The 16,653-nt window shown below is 34.6% G+C and carries 15 protein-coding genes, 1 other RNA gene and 1 pseudogene; 7 read left to right on the top strand and 10 right to left on the bottom strand.

What is annotated here, in order from left to right; genetic code table 11:
• Positions 1 to 22: 22 nt before the first annotated feature.
• The 4 genes from FHP04_RS05090 to FHP04_RS05075 all read right to left on the bottom strand — a co-directional run bounded on the left by FHP04_RS05090 (position 23) and on the right by FHP04_RS05075 (position 3,745).
• Positions 23 to 553 (bottom strand): IS1096 element passenger TnpR family protein, encoded by a 531-nt coding sequence (locus tag FHP04_RS05090; RefSeq protein WP_139854905.1) that lies wholly within the window; start codon positions 551 to 553, stop codon positions 23 to 25.
• 29 nt (positions 554 to 582) lie between these two features.
• Positions 583 to 1,608, bottom strand: coding sequence for a COX15/CtaA family protein (locus tag FHP04_RS05085; RefSeq protein WP_139854904.1), 1,026 nt, complete (start codon positions 1,606 to 1,608; stop codon positions 583 to 585).
• Positions 1,609 to 1,612: 4 nt separating this feature from the next.
• Entirely contained in the window at positions 1,613 to 3,034 is a 1,422-nt protein-coding gene (locus tag FHP04_RS05080; protein WP_139854903.1) for a CCA tRNA nucleotidyltransferase, read from the bottom strand.
• Positions 3,035 to 3,178: 144 nt separating this feature from the next.
• Positions 3,179 to 3,745, bottom strand: coding sequence for an L-threonylcarbamoyladenylate synthase (locus FHP04_RS05075; RefSeq protein WP_139854902.1), 567 nt, complete (start codon positions 3,743 to 3,745; stop codon positions 3,179 to 3,181).
• Positions 3,746 to 3,868: 123 nt separating this feature from the next.
• On the opposite strand from FHP04_RS05075, the gene FHP04_RS05070 reads away from it, so the two are divergent.
• On the top strand, positions 3,869 to 4,654 hold the full coding sequence (locus FHP04_RS05070; protein ID WP_139854901.1) for a glycosyltransferase family 2 protein: 786 nt from the start codon (positions 3,869 to 3,871) through the stop codon (positions 4,652 to 4,654).
• Here the strand turns inward: FHP04_RS05070 and FHP04_RS05065 are convergent.
• From FHP04_RS05065 to FHP04_RS05055, 3 genes are read right to left on the bottom strand one after another with little or no spacing between them, the layout of a single operon-like run.
• Positions 4,649 to 5,779: a CDP-glycerol glycerophosphotransferase family protein gene (locus tag FHP04_RS05065; protein ID WP_139854900.1), complete on the bottom strand. Its 1,131-nt coding sequence runs from the start codon at positions 5,777 to 5,779 to the stop codon at positions 4,649 to 4,651. The genes FHP04_RS05070 and FHP04_RS05065 overlap by 6 nt on opposite strands.
• Positions 5,780 to 5,788: 9 nt before the next feature.
• Positions 5,789 to 6,550, bottom strand: coding sequence for a glycosyltransferase family 2 protein (locus FHP04_RS05060; protein ID WP_139854899.1), 762 nt, complete (start codon positions 6,548 to 6,550; stop codon positions 5,789 to 5,791).
• A 58-nt stretch (positions 6,551 to 6,608) separates the two neighbouring features.
• Positions 6,609 to 7,346 carry a glycosyltransferase family 2 protein gene (locus tag FHP04_RS05055; protein ID WP_139854898.1) on the bottom strand — a complete coding sequence of 246 codons (738 nt, stop codon included), beginning with the start codon at positions 7,344 to 7,346 and terminating at the stop codon, positions 6,609 to 6,611.
• Positions 7,347 to 7,496: 150 nt separating this feature from the next.
• On the opposite strand from FHP04_RS05055, the pseudogene FHP04_RS14700 reads away from it, so the two are divergent.
• Positions 7,497 to 8,315, top strand: a pseudogene (locus FHP04_RS14700) (glycosyltransferase family 2 protein); the annotation flags it as partial.
• On the top strand, positions 8,304 to 9,182 hold the full coding sequence (locus FHP04_RS14695; RefSeq protein WP_246051397.1) for a glycosyltransferase family 2 protein: 879 nt from the start codon (positions 8,304 to 8,306) through the stop codon (positions 9,180 to 9,182). The pseudogene FHP04_RS14700 and the gene FHP04_RS14695, both read left to right, overlap by 12 nt.
• Here FHP04_RS14695 and FHP04_RS05045 read toward each other — a convergent pair.
• A complete protein-coding gene (locus FHP04_RS05045; RefSeq protein ID WP_139854896.1) occupies positions 9,179 to 10,252 on the bottom strand; it encodes a glycosyltransferase family 9 protein in 1,074 nt (357 codons plus the stop codon). The genes FHP04_RS14695 and FHP04_RS05045 overlap by 4 nt on opposite strands.
• A gap of 159 nt (positions 10,253 to 10,411) precedes the next feature.
• On the opposite strand from FHP04_RS05045, the gene FHP04_RS05040 reads away from it, so the two are divergent.
• Positions 10,412 to 11,176 (top strand): lipopolysaccharide kinase InaA family protein, encoded by a 765-nt coding sequence (locus tag FHP04_RS05040; protein WP_139854895.1) that lies wholly within the window; start codon positions 10,412 to 10,414, stop codon positions 11,174 to 11,176.
• Here FHP04_RS05040 and FHP04_RS05035 read toward each other — a convergent pair.
• Both FHP04_RS05035 and FHP04_RS05030 read right to left on the bottom strand, forming a co-directional pair.
• Positions 11,173 to 13,632, bottom strand: coding sequence for a TonB-dependent receptor (locus FHP04_RS05035; RefSeq protein ID WP_139854894.1), 2,460 nt, complete (start codon positions 13,630 to 13,632; stop codon positions 11,173 to 11,175). The genes FHP04_RS05040 and FHP04_RS05035 overlap by 4 nt on opposite strands.
• A 9-nt stretch (positions 13,633 to 13,641) precedes the next feature.
• The gene (locus FHP04_RS05030; protein ID WP_139854893.1) at positions 13,642 to 15,333 is read right to left on the bottom strand and encodes a M23 family metallopeptidase; all 1,692 of its coding nucleotides are present in this window, start codon (positions 15,331 to 15,333) and stop codon (positions 13,642 to 13,644) included.
• A gap of 542 nt (positions 15,334 to 15,875) precedes the next feature.
• Here FHP04_RS05030 and FHP04_RS05025 point away from each other — a divergent pair.
• The 3 genes from FHP04_RS05025 to ssrS all read left to right on the top strand — a co-directional run bounded on the left by FHP04_RS05025 (position 15,876) and on the right by ssrS (position 16,625).
• Entirely contained in the window at positions 15,876 to 16,166 is a 291-nt protein-coding gene (locus FHP04_RS05025; RefSeq protein WP_139854892.1) for a hypothetical protein, read from the top strand.
• 7 nt (positions 16,167 to 16,173) lie between these two features.
• On the top strand, positions 16,174 to 16,464 hold the full coding sequence (locus FHP04_RS05020) for a cell division protein ZapA (protein WP_139854891.1): 291 nt from the start codon (positions 16,174 to 16,176) through the stop codon (positions 16,462 to 16,464).
• Positions 16,465 to 16,516: 52 nt separating this feature from the next.
• A non-coding RNA gene (gene ssrS, locus FHP04_RS05015) (6S RNA) lies at positions 16,517 to 16,625 on the top strand.
• Positions 16,626 to 16,653: the final 28 nt, after the last annotated feature.

Below are 16,653 nucleotides of genomic sequence, written 5' to 3'. Positions count from 1 at the left end.
AATAATGATCTGTTACTAATAGCTAGTTCCAGTTTTCATCAAAATCCAGACTGTCGTAGTCTTCTGGATCTAAATCGTAATCGTCATCAAAAAAATCATCATCATCATCATCATCACCTTCTATAGGTTCCGAAATGAACTCTTTTTCAGGTGCTTCAGCAGGAATTTCACCTTGAGAGTACATTAGGTTTGGATAAATTCGTCCAGTTTCAACTTCACCTATGTCGGCTAATTCTACCATAAACGTCCACATATTTAGAAAATCGTAAACATAAAGTAGTCGAGTGTTGTCCTTATCTACCACATCTTCTAAATAAGTATCGCCCATTACTCTTATACCGCCAGGTTCATCACTTACATCAAAAAGTGAAATTTCCTCTTCTTCTTCCCAAAACTCATTACTAGTGTAGAATGAAGCCATTTCTTGGCCGTCAAATCCAAAAGATTGGGTAATTGCATTGTGGAAATCTTCTAAGGTAGCAGAAGCTTCTATCTCGATGTCTCTAAATACATCTTCTTCGGTGTCTAGTATAATTCTAAATCGGTAAACCATTTAAGCTATAAAAAAATTAGTGCGCAAAGTTACAAACTTTTACTCGTTCTATTGGTTAGAAATGCTTCCAACAATATATAAAATTGAACTCCAAAGAGCAATGTGGCAATAACGAGATGAAGCGGTTGTGAGAGTACAGGAAAATCAAAATAATACATTAAGATTCCTGTGAATGCTTCAGCGAGAATTAATAAAATTAGAGCATCTAAATACTTTAATCCATAGTTTCTTTTTCTATTGAAATACCACAATGATAGGTTTACTAAAACTACTAATATTGAAAAAGAGCGATGTAAATAGAAGTCTAATCTCGGGTTTTCCAACCATAATTCTGGGGAATTATATCCAATTTCTTTGACGCGTTCATCAACAAATTCACGAACCTGAGTACCTAAAACCACTTGTATAAGTGTTAGGACTACTGCAAAGAGGATAAGTGTTCTATAACTTCTAGAGGTGAAATAATTTACTGGCTTTTCTTTTGAAGCATATAGGATATAAAGTAATACTGCCAAAATAACCAAGGCCATAACCATATGGATGGTAATTTTAACAGGAGAAAGCACCGAGTAAACTACTGTAGCTCCTAGCCAAGCTTGAAATACTAATAATCCAACGCTTACCCAGGATAAGATGGTAAGTTGTTTTTTAGTTTTCCATTTTCGAAGTGAAAATATTGCCATGATAAGAATTGCAAAACCAGATAAAGCTCCAAATAATCGGTTTACATATTCAATCCATGTGTGCCATACGTTGAAGGTAGCATAGTCGTGCTTGGTGTATAATTCCCAATGAGAATCGGTGTATTGATTGGAGGTTGTAAAATCTTCTTTTGCAACGTATAAGGCATCGTTGTGAATAATTACCTGTCCTTTTTTAAATGTTCTTTCGGGGGCCCATTCTAATTCAGAAATTTCTGTAGGTGGTATATAATACCCGAAACATTTTGGCCAATCTGGGCAACCCATTCCAGAGCCAGTCATTCGTACCATAGCCCCAGCGATAATTACTAGGTAAACTAGTACAATTGAAACTTTAATTGATTTTCTAAACATTAGTTTAATTTTTTTTTAAGCCTAAATCTGCACCTTTTTTTAGCATAAATGCCTTTGCTGCTTCATATTCATTAGGGATTTCCCCTTCTAGAATAGCTTCTTTAATTGCATCTTTTATAATTCCAATTTCACGAGAAGGCTTTAAATTAAAAGTCTCCATAATTTCTTCCCCAGAAACGGGCGGTTGAAAATTACGAACGTGATCGCGCTCTTCAACTTCCACGATTTTTTCGCGAACTAATTGAAAGTTTGCGTGGTATTTTTTAAATTTTTTAGGATTTTTAGTGGTGATATCTGCTTCGCAAAGGGTCATTAAATCTTCCACGTATTCGCCAGCATCAAAAATTAATCTCCTTACAGCGCTGTCAGTAACGTCACTGGCTAAAGCAATTGGACGTGAACTCATTAAAACCATTTTTTGAACGAACTTCATCTTGTCGTTTAATGGCATTTTTAAGCGCTTAAAAAGTTTATAAACCATTTTCGCACCCACAAATTCGTGTGCGTGAAATGTCCAGCCTATTTTTTTATCAAACTTTTTTGTTGGGGCTTTCCCAATGTCGTGTAATAAAGCAGCCCATCGCAACCATAAATCGTCTGTAGTTTTAGAAATATTATCTACCACTTCTAATGTATGCCAGAAGTTGTCTTTATGGGTTTGCCCTTCTTTTTCATCAATACCTTGTAAAGCCATTAGCTCAGGAAGGATGTAGCTTAATAATCCTGTTTTATGTAATAACGTAAACCCTTTAGAAGGTACATCTGAAAGTAAAATCTTATTAATTTCATCTACCACTCGCTCTTTTGAGATTATTTTAATTCTTTCAGCGTTTTTTGTGATAGAATTCAAGGACTCTTTTTCAATAACAAAATCTAATTGCGTTGCAAATCGAATGGCACGCAGCATTCGCAATGGATCGTCGCTATATGTAATATCAGGATTTAGTGGAGTTCTTATAATTTTCTTTTGAAGATCTTTAATACCGTTAAAAGGATCGAGAAGCTCACCGTAATTCTCATAGCCAAGGCTAAGCGCCAGGGCGTTTATAGTGAAATCTCTTCGGTTTTGGTCGTCTTCAAGGGTGCCGTTTTCTACTGCTGGGTTTCTACTTTCTTCTGTATAAGATTCTTTACGTGCTCCTACAAATTCAAGTTCTATTCTGCCACTTTTTAACATGGCCGTACCATAGGTTTTAAAAACTGATACCTTTGGTTTACCAGGTAAGAGTCTAGCTACTTCTTCAGCAAGGTCAATTCCACTACCAACTGCTACTATATCAATATCTTTGGCTTCACCGCGTTTTAAAATAAAATCGCGGACGTAACCTCCAATAACATAAGTTTCAAGGTTTAAATTAGACGCAGCCTTAGAGATTGTTCTAAAAATAGGATTCTCTAATGCCGATATGTATGTTTGTTTTGCCATTTATTATTTCTAGCAGAGAAGCAAAGGCGTAAATATTTTTAAAATTACTATCTTTTAAGATGAAGCGTTTATGCTAGCAGCGTATTAATACCTTGCTAGATAAGCCGTTATGTTTCTTGTTTCTCTTTAGTCTTGTTTCAATTTCTATTTGCGCATTACCTTTACACTTCCATCATTTCCAAGTTTAATAATTGCCGAAGGTTTTCCAGTTTTTTTATCGCGGTGCAAATTTACAACATAGTCCACGCCTTCCAAAATTAAAGGGTCTATTTCGGAGTAAGTTCCAGGAGTGGGCGTTCCGGAAATATTTGCTGATGTAGAAACAATAGGTTTGCGAAATTTTCTAATCAAGGTTTTACAAAAATCATCCTTAACCACTCGTATAGCTAGTGTATTGTCCTTGGCAATAATATTCTCAGCTATGCGAATAGGGTCGTCGTAAATAATGGTTGTTGGCTTTGCAGCATACTTTAAGATATCATAAGCAACTTCAGGAACATCCTCTATAAATTCATTTAACATTTTAAAATCACTCACTAAACAAATCAAAGATTTATCATCACTCCTTTGCTTTAGTTTAAATACTTTTTCTACCGCTTCGGCATTTGTAGCATCGCATCCTATTCCCCAAACTGTGTCTGTAGGATATAAAATAAGTCCCCCTTTTTTAAGAGTTAAAAGGGCATTGTTTGTTTCGTCTTTGATATTCATCTGCTAAATTTTGCTTAATTGCAAAGTTCTTCAAAAAAGCAGCATTATCCTTGTCTAATTTCAATAAAATTGAACTTATCTAGTTTTGGTAAAAAATATATCTTTGAAGAAATCTCTCAACAAATGAAAACCTCCTTACTTATTTCTACCTACAACTGGCCCGAAGCCCTTGATTTAGTAATGTCGAGTGCTATAAATCAAAAAATTCAGGCAGATGAAATATTGATTGCCGATGATGGCTCTACCGAGGAAACAAAAGCGTTGATAGATAGTTTTAAAAGTAAATCAATAGTACCTATTCGTCATTTTTGGCACGAAGACAATGGGTTTAGAAAAGCGATTATTCTTAATAAGGCAATTGCTGGAGCAACGGGAGACTACATTGTGCAGATTGATGGCGATTGCATAATGCATAAAAGCTTTGTGGGCGATCATATTGCAATGGCAAAAGAAAACACTTATTTGTATGGAAGTAGAGTAAACATTCAAGAAGATTACTTAACAGAACTTTTCAAGAATAGAAAACTACAATTCGGTTTTTTCGATAAGGGAATAAAAAAGCGAACTCGAAACTTACGGATTCCATTGTTGAGTAGAATGTATGGCAGACATAAAGAGATTTCAAAGAAAATGAGAGGTTGTAATGTGTCGTTTTGGAAGAAGGATGTATTAGCTGTTAATGGTTATAACGAAGAGTTTGAAGGTTGGGGAAGAGAAGATTCAGAATTAATACTCAGGATGATAAACAACGGTGTTTTAGGACAACGCCTACGTTACCGCGGAATAGTTTACCACATTTGGCATAAAGTAAAAGATAAAAGTGAGTTTAAACGCAATGATGCAATTCAAGAAAAAACTATTGCCGAAAAAAGTACATGGTGTAAAAAAGGAATTGACGCTTACTTATAAAACATTATCGAGATATTCATTTATCGCACTAGCGGCTCTTTCTGAAGGAGTGGAGCCTTCTTCTGTGTAGTAATTTTCTGAAGTTATTTCCTCTTGTATAGACTTATAAGTTTTCTGATGGTTTTCTTTGGAAATTTTTAATACTTCATTTAATTCATTAATAGAATTAATCGCATCACCGCATTGCCAAAAACGATAATTAATATCATCTTTATAATCGACGCCTTCAGGGTTTAAAAATATACAAGGACGTGGATTAGTCATAAACTCGTAAACCTGACTAGAGACGTCACCAATATAGATATCGGCAGCTTTTGTATAAGTCATATTTACACTTTTATCGCTTCCCAAATCTATATATATGTTTTCAGCAGTATAATATTTTTTTGGTATTGCGGCGGGGTCGTCACCTCCAACTTTATTGAAAAGATTAATATGCGGAGCGAAAATTAAATTGTAATCTTTCGACTTATAAAAAAACTCCAAGATTTCGAGCCCCATAAAATGCCAAGACGAAAGGGGAGGAGTAAAGTGTGGATTGTATAAAACTGTCGGTTTGTTATTGGTGAAAATAGGCTCGGATTTATCCAATTTTACCACATCTAGTTTTGGATAACCTGTAACTTTATATTCTTCATTTAGCAATTGCATTTCTTTTAAAGACTTATTGTGAAATTTCCCACATTGTAGGTGAAAATCAAAATCTAAGATGTCTTTATTATAAGCATAAGCTCTTCCAGGTGTACCGTGTTCTAAAAATATAAACTTTGGTTTATTGCGATCTTCTCTAGCTTTTAAGAGGTATTTATGATAGTAATCGGTAAAGACTATCGCATCAAAATTATTTAGTATATATTTCTTGTGCTTTTTTATCCAAAAGCCTTTTCTAGGTAGTTGTCTGCCTTTTATTCTATCAGTAAATTCTCTAAAGGCAGCTGTTGGCATTTTTTCAACTACTACGTTTTTATCATTAAGCTTCTTAAGAGATTCGTGTAGAAAAGTATTTTTTCCAGAATGGGTGAGAATATGTACTTGATTGGTTTTTGCAAGTTCTACTGCTACACTCACAAAATGATATATATGGTGAATTTCATCGAGAAAGATGATAGCTATTTTGTGACTCATAGGTTTTTTTTAAGCTATTTTTCTATAAAGTAACCAAAGATTAATATATCGTTTAAATACTGAAAATGCACTCACGTAGGCTAAGATAAACCCTTCTTTTCCGTCGAGAATTCCCAAACGAAATATAAACTGATTCCAAAACCGATAATATGGCCTAAAGAGGAAGTGATAATAGGTAGGTTTCTTCCCTTTTTTATAAAGCATTTTAGCTTGTAATGCACTGTATTTATGCATTTTTGCGGTGTAATCGTCGAAGGATTTATATGTGTGATGTGGTAAACTGTTTTTTAGATTTTCAGTTTTCCCATCGGTTTCTAAAGTTTCGTGAACTAAATTGGCGTTGTATTGACAATGATTTTTATTGAAAAACCTTACGATATAATCGTTTTGCAAACCGCTGTACTTTATACGTTTTCCCATAAAATAGAAATCGCGTTTTACATAATAGGCTATAGCTTTTGGGTTTTTCGCTAGTTCAACAATTTCGTCAGCTAATTTTGGAGTTACTTCTTCGTCTAAATCGAAAAAAGTAACCCAATCATTTTTCGCTTTTGAAATCGCAAAGTTTTTTTGAGCCGAAAAGTTATCAAATTTTCTTTGGTACACTGTAACCTTCTCGTGTTTTTCCGCTAAAGAAACTGTTTCATCTGTACTATATGAATCTACAATGATGATTTCATCGGCAAACCAAAGACTATCTATATAAGCTTCGATGTTATGCGCTTCATTAAGCGTTATGGCAATGGCTGAAATTTTTGCTGTGTTTTTCAAAAACTGAATGTGATTTGTGTAAAAATAATGTTTTTACCTTTCTTACTTACAATGTGTATTATTGTATTCCTTTTCGCAATAGCATTAACTTTACATACCTTTCAAAAACTCCGTATGCATTTACAGCGGCAACTGTAAGTCCTGGCACCCCGTCTCGAAAACCTCCCTTTAATACAAACGATCTAAAAAATCGATAAGTAGGTTTTATAAAGAGGTGAAGCCAAGTTGCTTTTTTCCCTTTGTCAAATTGTTGTTGTGCTTGAAACCAGGCGTACGATTCTTTTTTTTGAATATAATTATCCAGTCCCTTGTAGGTAAAATGGAGCATTTTATTTTTTAATTTTCCTATGCTTCCGTTACAGTGTAATTTTTCGTGGACCGAACCTGTGAATTTTGCTCCTTCCCGCTTTACTAATCGCAATACATCATCGCTGTGGTGATAGAGAAAACGATTCATATAAAAATGCGGAAAATTAATTTTATATCCGCCGTGTTCCGGATTTTGTATAGTTTCTAAAATTTCGGCTTCCAAAGAATGCGTTACGCGCTCGTCGGCATCAATAAATAGAATCCAATCTCCAGTTGCTTCTTTTAATGCGAAGTTTTTCTGACTTGAAAAATTGTCGAACGCTCGTTGTAGAAACTTAGTGGCATATTTCTTAGCTATTTCTGGGGTTTTGTCTGTGCTATATGAATCTACAACAATAATTTCATCGGCAAAAGCTACTGAAAACAAGGCGTCTTCAAGATAGGCTTCTTCGTTGAAAGTAGGTATGATTACAGTTAGTTTCGGCATATTTTCTCAGCAGAATTTCACGAAAAATAATTAATTATTTCTTCGTAAAATCGCAGTTTTTTAATTTTAGCTAAAGATTTAAAATACATTTCGAAATTACTACTTTTTGTTTTGTGCGCCAACTTCCTAAATAACTTTATCTTTGCATAAATGAAGCAGCTTAACACCTCCATAATAATTAGCACTTACAATTCTACCGAATGGTTGACAAAAGTGCTGTACGGTTATAATAATCAAACATATAGACAGTTTGAAGTTGTAATTGCAGATGACGGTTCAGACGATGAAACACGGCTATTGCTAGAAAAAATGCAAGAAGAGGTTTTCTATCCAATCGTTCACGTTTGGCACGAAGACAAAGGTTTTCAGAAGTCTGAAATTCTTAATAAAGCCATTAAGCAGTGTAGTACCGAGTATATTATTATGAGCGATGGCGACTGTATTCCGCGAAAAGATTTTGTGGAACAACACGTAAAATATCGTGAAGAAGGATATTTTCTGTCAGGTGGATATTTTATGCTGCCAATGGAAATTTCAAAGAAAATTACCAAAGAAGATATTTATACCGAAAGATGTTTTGATGTAAAGTGGCTTAAAAAACACGGATTAAAATCTTCATTTAAAAACAACAAACTTTACTCTGGTTCTGTAAAAGCTAAGGTTTTAAATGCTTTAACTCCTACTAATGCTAGTTGGAATGGACATAATGCTTCCGGGTGGAAGAAAGATATTGTTGCTATAAATGGTTTTGACGAACGTATGCAATACGGCGGACAGGATCGTGAACTTGGCGAAAGACTGATGAATTATGGAATTAAAAGTAAACAGATTCGCTACAATGCGGTTGTTTTACATCTTGATCATCCAAGAGGGTATAAGAACGAAGAGTCTATTGAAAAGAATTTAGCAATACGTAAGGTTACACGTAATCAAAATAAAAAATGGACCAATTACGGCATTGTAAAAAATGATGATGATTCGCCTTATGTTTCGGTTATTGTAAGTACCTACAATCAACCTGAATGGTTACAAAAAGCACTTTGGGGATTTGAGCAACAACTTGAAAAGAATTTTGAAATTATTATTGCCGACGATGGTTCGGGAGACGAAACCAAAAGAATGATTGATTCCTTTAAAGAGAATTCTCCTTTAAAAATCACACACGTTTGGCAAGAAGACCACGGTTTTCAAAAAACAAAAATTCTCAATAAAGCAATTGTAGCTTCAAAAGGGGAGTACCTCATTTTTACAGATGGGGATTGTATTCCAAGAAACGATTTAGTTTCTACACACCTTGGCTTAAGTCGTACAGGATGTTTTCTTTCTGCGGGTTACTTCAAACTTACCATGAGTATTTCTAAAAAAATTACAAGAGAAGATATAAAACTGCAACGTTGTTTTAATGCAAAATGGTTATTAAAACAAGGATTGAAGAAAACATTCAAGATAAACAAACTTACTTCTTATGGTTTTAAAGAAGATTTTCTAAATACGTTTACTCCTACTAGTGCTACTTGGGATGGTAACAATGCTTCAGGGTGGCGTAAGGATGTAATTGCAGTAAATGGATTCGACGAACGTATGCAATACGGTGGGGAAGACCGTGAAATGGGCGAGCGCTTAATGAACTACGGAATAAAACCCCTTCAAATTCGATATAGCACAGTAACCTTACATTTAGATCACGCTCGAGGGTATGTTACTAAAGACATGTTTGTAAAAAACAAAGCTATAAGACGTATTACAAAACAAGAAAAAAGAGTTTGGACGAAATACGGAATTCTAAAGACTGATGCTCCTGAAAGTGTTTTAAAGGAAAAAGTAGAAACTAACTAGACTTTTACATCAGAAAGGTGATGCGCTAAATAGGGCTTCAACTTTTTGAGAATCATTTCAGATTTTAATTCCTTGTAAAGCTCTTGAGGGTTTTTCTCAATCGACCTTCTTTCTTCTGGAGTAAAGCTTTTAAATAGGTCTGGAACTTCTTCTAGTAGATGAATGGATTGATGGAATACTTCATCTTCAAAACTATTCCAAGCATCTTTATCTATATAAGGTGAGTATATTGTGAAAGTTGGTTTGTTTACCGCCTTTGCTATGTGAACACTGCCTCCTTCATTACTGATTAACATATCGCATTGACTCATTAATACTGCAAAGCCACGAATGCTATATTCATAAATTTCCATATTTATCTTTTCCTTGTGCGCACACGCATTGTATATTTTTAAAGCTTCTTCTTTTTGATGAGGTGCATAATTGAAAAGGATGGTAGCCTTATAGTTTTTGGTGACAAAATCTATAAGCTCAACAATATACTCGTAGGGCATAGATTTATTTGGCGTGCTTCCTAAAACCCCAAACATTATAACAGGCCCACTAATGTTTTGTAATTTATTTTCGGATTTCTCTATTTCGCTTAAATATATTTTTGGTACATAGTCAGGTTCTGCCAATGGAAAAACTTGATGTACTAAGTTAACTCTATCCTCAATCCCTCTTCCGCAAGGCAATGTGGCTTTCTTTTTAAAATTTATTGGATGCGTATAAAAAGGAAGTTTTAGTTTTTTATGTGCTTTTTTGAAGCCAACTCTGTACTGAGCTTTGCTTGTAAGACAAATAATTCTACTTTGAAACTTAGCATAAGGGTCGAAGATAATATCGTAATTCTGCTCTCTAATTTTTAAAGCAGTTTCAAAAAGTTTGGGCAGACGCTTAAGCTCTTTTTGGTTTATTGAAAATATACGATCGATATTTGGGTTGTTTTCAAGTACACCAATAGTATAATCGTAAGCAAAAAAGGAAACTTCACTATTAGGAAATACTTTTTTAATATTATTAGCAATAACAGAGCTCAGTAGCACATCGCCAATACGTTTGTTTTGTATGATTAGTATTTTCTTCATAGTGTATTACTTTGTTAGACTTCGTCTTCTTTGCCAAATTTTGAACATCGCCTTAAAGTAAAGTTTGTATTTTCGTATAAAATCCCACAGCATAAGCACGGGATAAAGATTTTAAATTACCTTCGCAAAATACCTTTTTTGACTGTATAAATATTAAAAATGCGCGAGAATTTCGTAATCAATCCAAAATATTCACACTTGCAACCTGCATTGAAAGACGCACTTTATCAATTTGAAAAAGTAGGGGAGTATGTAACCAAAGGTGAGCGCAATGTTATAAAAAAAATAGAATTAAATGGTGTTGTATTCAATATTAAGAGTTTTAAAACACCTAATTTCTTTCAGTCTATAATATACCAATTCTTTAGAAAAAGTAAGGCAAAACGCTCTTTTGAGTACGCTTCTAAATTAGCTAACTTCGGAATTGGAACGCCAACACCTGTAGCATATATAGAGTTTTTTTCTTTTGGATTAAAACAGAGCTATTATATAAGTAAACACCTCGATTACGATTTCGATTTTCGAGTTTTAATTCATAAACCGAAGTTTGAAAATCGGGAAGAAATATTACGACAGTTTACCCAATTCACTTTTAAACTACACGAAAACGGAGTAAACTTTTTAGATCATTCCCCTGGGAATACTTTAATTACCGATGTAGGAAATAACAAATACGAATTCTATTTAATTGATTTGAATAGAATGAGATTTGAACCTATGAGTTTTGAAAAGCGAATGAACAACTTCCGCAGACTCTGGCCTTCAAAAACTATGGTTAAGATTATGGCCGATGAGTATGCTAAACTCTACAATAAAAGCTCTTCAGAAACCTATGAAACTATGCTGAAGTACAGTCGTAATTTTCAGAAAAAGAAAAACAGCAAAAAGCTGAGAAAGCGTAAAAGGCAGCGTTCTCGAGCTTAAAACTTCGCTGAAAGCTTCACATTAAAAATTCTCGGTGTTAAGTAATTCGGAATAGCGTATTGAAGTTTGCTATAAACATCTCTTACAAAAGTGTTTGTAATTGAGTTTTGAACATCGAATATATTGAAAATTTCTGCTCCAACCGAAAGTTCCTTAAATGGTTTTAACCACCCACTATCTCTTAACTTCGTGTCATCTACAATTACGTAGCTAACCCCAATATCGGCACGCTTATAATCTGGTAAACGCGTTTGATAGTTATAAGGGTCGGCATAACTTGGGGAACCACCTGGAAGTCCAGTGTTGTACGTCAAGTTAAGATACATTTTAAGCGATGGAATAACTTTTACGTAGTCCTGAAACAACATACCAAATTTTAGGCGTTGATCTGTAGGACGGAAAATATACCCTTTGTCGTTAATGTTTTCCTCTGTTTTTAAATATCCAAAACTCAACCAGCTTTCTGTCCCTGGAACAAATTCTCCTGCCAGACGTACGTCTAAACCGTAAGCATAAGCAACAGCACTGTTGTTTGCACGATATCGAATACGAACGTTTTCTAACGTATATGGATTAACATTATCTAGGTGTTTGTAATATACTTCAGAATTCAATCTAAATTCGCGGTCCCACATTTTGAAGCTGTAATCGTTTCCAAATACAATGTGTACAGATTTTTGTGCCTTAACTCCGGGACGTACAGTTCCTGTTGAATCTCTTAACTCGCGATAGAACGGTGGTTGGTGGTACATACCTCCCGAAAGACGGAAAAGCATATCCATTTCCCAATCTGGTTTTAAAGAAACCTGTGCTCGAGGACTAAATACAGTTTGTGATGTACTTGTAATGTTTTGTCCGCTTACGGTCCAATTGTGCGCACGAACACCTGCATTTAACCAAAGGTCGCTACCTCCAAGAGTAGTTTTTCTACTCCATTGAGCATAACCAGATATACGGTCTATTTGCGTATCATTCATTGCTCTTACGTTTGTGTAAGGAACAATTGGCGAAGTATCTGGAGAGTAAGGTTGATTGTTAGGAGGGAAAATAGGTGGGCGAATTGAAAACCCAGCCGAGTCGATAATTTCGTATTCGTTTACACGGTCGCGAATATCCTCGTGAGTGTATTTTATTCCGTATTCAATATTGTTATCTTCAATAGATAAATTCCCCTTGTGTTCGAAGTTAAGGATTAAGGCATCCAAGTCGTTTCTAGCGTGAGTAAGTTGCCCGCCAATACCTCTTGTAAACTCTACTTGTCCTAAGTCTTCTCCTCCTAGGTCTGTGTTTACTTCACCTAAACGATATTCGGCAAGGATGTCGTAATATTCTTGTTCAGTAGTTTGATAAACGGATCCGATGAACTTAGCTGTGTAATTATCTGAAACAACCCAAGTTGATTTTAAAGCTCCAAAATAAGTGTTGTATCTATCTTCTTCTTGACCTTCATAAAACACAAGTAGCGCAATAGGATCGGAAATTGTACCGAAGTTAGTCTGTCTTGTTAGCGGTCTGTAATTGTATTCGTTAATTGATATATTACCTAAGAATCCAAGTTCAAATTTATTGCTGAATTTATAAGTAAGATATGTTTGGGCATCTGCGAATTTTGGTCTGTAATTGGTTTCTGTTTCTTTTGCTTGAACAAAAAGACTGTTGTCGCGGTAGCGAATTCCGAAAATACCTGATAGACGACCATTTTTTGAAACCCCTTCTACAGAACCACTAGCTCCTAATAAACTAGCTTCTATGGAAGCACCAAAATTTACTGGGCGGCGATAGGTAATGTCTAGAACAGAAGAAAGTTTATCCCCATATTTTGCTTGAAATCCACCAGCTGAGAAATCTACATTGCTCGTAAGGTCACTATTTACAAAGCTTAACCCTTCTTGTTGCCCGCTTCTAATTAAGAAAGGACGATAAACTTCAATTTCATTAACATAAACTAAGTTTTCGTCGTAATTACCACCACGAACAGCGTATTGAGTACTTAATTCGTCATTACCATTTACACCTGGAAGTGATTTTAGAAGGTTTTCAACACCCGCATTTGCACCTACCATTTTACGAATTACCTCTGGTGAAATAGTAGTTACCCCTTCAACGCGTTTGTTTTCTCTACCCGAAATTACAACTTCACTTATTTGCTCAATAGTAGTGTTCATTACAGGGTTTAACTCGTAATCCTCATTTGGAGAAAGGTTCACGGTTACTTGTACTTTTTTATGACTTACATGCGAAAAAACGATAGTAACATCTTGATTTGATGGTACTTTAAGTAAGTAGAACCCATTAAAATCTGAAATAGTTCCAGTGTCGTTATGGGTTACATTTGCCCCAGCTACGGGAAAGTTGTTTTCGTCAAGAATAATTCCTTTTACAATCGATTTTTGAGCAAACACAACGGTTGCAAAACATAAAAAGAAAAGTGTGAGCGATAGTTTTATTGTTTTCAAAAGCTTGAATTAGGGGTGTTTTCTGAAAAATTTTGTTTCAAATGTAGCACTATTTCCTACATTATCAATCACTATAAGTTTCAAATTATTTTCAGTTTCTAAGTTTACATTGTCGTTAAAATTATAAACTAGAACGTCTGATTTATAATCATATTCTGTTAAAATGAATTTTCCGTTGATGGTAGCTCTATACGAGCTAATACCACTTAAGTCATCTTTGATTTTAATTTTTAGAAAATTCTCATTGCTTATCCATTTGTCTTCTGAAAAATTAACAGGCTCTATCTCAGGTGGAATTGTATCTGATGCAATGATGTACTTTCCAAATGTTCTTGTTTTGGCTACAAGTTTATCGCCGTTTCTACTGGTAGAAGTGTAATAAGGTTCGCCCTTGGTGTTTAATCTACCTAAATAAAGCTTGTCTTTGTCTTCTTCTCTATAAGACGAAATATCTGCCGATAAGGTGATGTTGGTGTGAATTGGTACAATATCTTCGTGAAATATTAATGTATCTCCATCGGCGCGAATGTCTAAATAAGTGTCTTCGTATAAACTATTAGCCGGAATATAAATGCTGAATTTACCCTTTGTAATTGAAGTAGCGTGATCTGCATTGATATAATCGTCGGTAACCTTATTGTTTTTCGGATCGAGGATATCCATTTTAGCCCCTTCAATTGGAATTGTAACAAAAGTTGTATTTCCTTTTAAGTCGTTGATGCTAATGGTATAAATTGAATGTAAACTATCTTTTACCGTTACATATCCATTATCGTCTTCGTAGGTGATTACGCTTAATGGATTATTCTTTTCTCTAAAAAGCTTTTGAATTCTACTTTTATTTGTCTCAAAGTATTCATAATCTATATACCTGTTGAGGTAGCGAGTTTCAGAGAATGAAAACTTATCGAAGGTAACTTCAAATTTTTCAGAACCATTAAAATTTGTTTGAATTCTATAACTACCGTTTTTATTTGAAGCTCCATCAAACTGGTCGTAGGTAGTTACTCCAAACCCGATTTTGCCATAAGCTTTAATGCCTTCGGTTTTATAGGTGCCATCTTTTTGCTTAATCAGTCTTAATTTAGTTCTATTTTGACTTTGATTTACGTGTCCATCTTCATCTACTGTATAAGCGAAAACACCCATTAATAACGGAGCTTTAGAATCTGGAATATCGATACCAAAATGAAGTGGATTAATCGGTCTTTGTGAGGCATCACGGATTTCATAATGTAAGTGTGGGCCGCCGCTACCTCCTGTGTTTCCTGTATATGCAATTAAGTCTCCTTTTTTAACAGCTAAGAAATTTTTGTCAGGAAAAAGTTCTATTTCGAATGATTCTTTTGCGTACTGGGTTTCCTTTACATGTTTTTCAATTTCTCCTGCATAGCTTCTTAAATGTCCATAAACCGTGGTGTATCCATTAGGGTGTAAAATATATAGCGCTTTTCCATACCCGTAATGACTAACTTTAATTCTGCTTACATACCCATCTGCAGGGGCGTAAACTGGCATCCCTTCGCGTTGTTGCGTTTTTATATCTAAACCGCTGTGGAAATGATTAGAACGAAGCTCACCAAAACTTCCAGAGAGGATCATTTTTATATCCAATGGGTTTGAAAAATAATTTTTAGGAAAATTGTTTTGGGCATAAGTAAAGCTCCCGATAAGTAGGAGTAACGATAAAATTTTTTTCATAGTGTAAAAATAATAATACGTTAGGAATAAAAAAGGGACAACAACTTAATTAACGATATGTATGCTGATTCTATTTTAATTTGAATCCTTATTTCTTGCAATAATTATTAAAGTCTGATTAAATTATTACAAAATAACTCTTTATAGAAAGAATTAATGCGCTTAATCCAGATCTAAAAATTGATTGTTGTATATTTATAAAAACTTAAAAACAAAAGATTTAGGTGTGTCCTAGTGAAAAATCACTTTAAGTATAGAGTTTTGTATTTTGTATTAGAATTTGCGGAGGAAAGTAACCAGGTTGCTTATGATCGAGATAAACTTAGGCCTTAAGAGTTTAATTGTTAATAACCTTTTGTTTAGAATTTGCATAGATAGCGAACTGCAATAGGTTGATTATCAAAGATAGTTTTGCAAATTTCTTTGTGATACCACAATTATTTGGTTTATCATTATAAAATACTGAAAAAATAACAGAAAACTGTTTGTGTTTTAGCAAGGGTATGCTAACTTTGTGAAAGAAGTATTGAACAAAAATTTTAATGAGTAATCTTTCTGAAATTGTTGATTCTCTTGAGAATAGAGTGGGTCAGTTGCTTAACAAGCACGAGAAATTAAAAACTGCCAATGCTCAATTGGAAGAAGAGATAATCAATTTAAAGTTAAAACAGCAGCAATTTGAACAAGAAATTGAAGCTTTAACCGAAAAAAACAATTCATTAAAACTCGCAAACTCAATGCTTGGCAGTGACCAACATAAACGAGAAACGAAACTCAAGATAAACGCTTTAGTTCGGGAAATAGATCAATGTATTGCCCAACTTTCCGAATAATATAACAATGTCAGAACAATTAAAAATAAAACTATCGATAGCAGACAGGGTTTATCCCTTGACTATCAATCCTTCGCAGGAGGAGGGGTTGAGATTGGCGGCGAAGAAGATAGAAGAAATGATTAAGAAGTTCGAGCAAAGTTATGCCGTGCGTGACAAACAGGATGTGTTAGCAATGAGCGCCCTCCAGTTTGCTGCCCAGGTAGAGCAAAAACAAATAGATAGATCTAGTGAAACCAAGGAAGCAGAAGAAAGGCTAAGGGCTTTAAATCAAATCCTGGAGGAGCAACTATCGTAACGTTCTTTTAATTAAATAAGGTAACTGCCTACATTAATATTATTTTTGGTAAACTCAACACGAATTCTTTAAAAAAGGGTGAGTTAAAGTTGTAAAAGCGGGCCGTCTTCGAGCGGATTCTTGATCAGCTTGTTAGCCCTAAACATTTTTTTAAGGAGTTTATTCAAAACTAATGTATTGATGTAGGCT

This window comes from Aequorivita sinensis (assembly GCF_006346335.1).
Classification (GTDB): Bacteria; Bacteroidota; Bacteroidia; order Flavobacteriales; family Flavobacteriaceae; genus Aequorivita; species Aequorivita sinensis.
This window is presented reverse-complemented; position numbering and strand designations above follow the sequence as displayed.

Coding starts and splice junctions, on each gene's coding strand:
- FHP04_RS05040 (WP_139854895.1), top strand. CDS start 10,412: ATGCGCGAGAATTTCGTAATCAATCCAAAATATTCACACTTGCAACCT.
- FHP04_RS05080 (WP_139854903.1), bottom strand. CDS start 3,034: ATGGCAAAACAAACATACATATCGGCATTAGAGAATCCTATTTTTAGA.
- FHP04_RS05045 (WP_139854896.1), bottom strand. CDS start 10,252: ATGAAGAAAATACTAATCATACAAAACAAACGTATTGGCGATGTGCTA.
- FHP04_RS05030 (WP_139854893.1), bottom strand. CDS start 15,333: ATGAAAAAAATTTTATCGTTACTCCTACTTATCGGGAGCTTTACTTAT.
- FHP04_RS05070 (WP_139854901.1), top strand. CDS start 3,869: ATGAAAACCTCCTTACTTATTTCTACCTACAACTGGCCCGAAGCCCTT.
- FHP04_RS05075 (WP_139854902.1), bottom strand. CDS start 3,745: ATGAATATCAAAGACGAAACAAACAATGCCCTTTTAACTCTTAAAAAA.
- FHP04_RS05020 (WP_139854891.1), top strand. CDS start 16,174: ATGTCAGAACAATTAAAAATAAAACTATCGATAGCAGACAGGGTTTAT.
- FHP04_RS05090 (WP_139854905.1), bottom strand. CDS start 553: ATGGTTTACCGATTTAGAATTATACTAGACACCGAAGAAGATGTATTT.
- FHP04_RS05025 (WP_139854892.1), top strand. CDS start 15,876: ATGAGTAATCTTTCTGAAATTGTTGATTCTCTTGAGAATAGAGTGGGT.
- FHP04_RS05085 (WP_139854904.1), bottom strand. CDS start 1,608: ATGTTTAGAAAATCAATTAAAGTTTCAATTGTACTAGTTTACCTAGTA.
- FHP04_RS05065 (WP_139854900.1), bottom strand. CDS start 5,779: ATGAGTCACAAAATAGCTATCATCTTTCTCGATGAAATTCACCATATA.
- FHP04_RS05055 (WP_139854898.1), bottom strand. CDS start 7,346: ATGCCGAAACTAACTGTAATCATACCTACTTTCAACGAAGAAGCCTAT.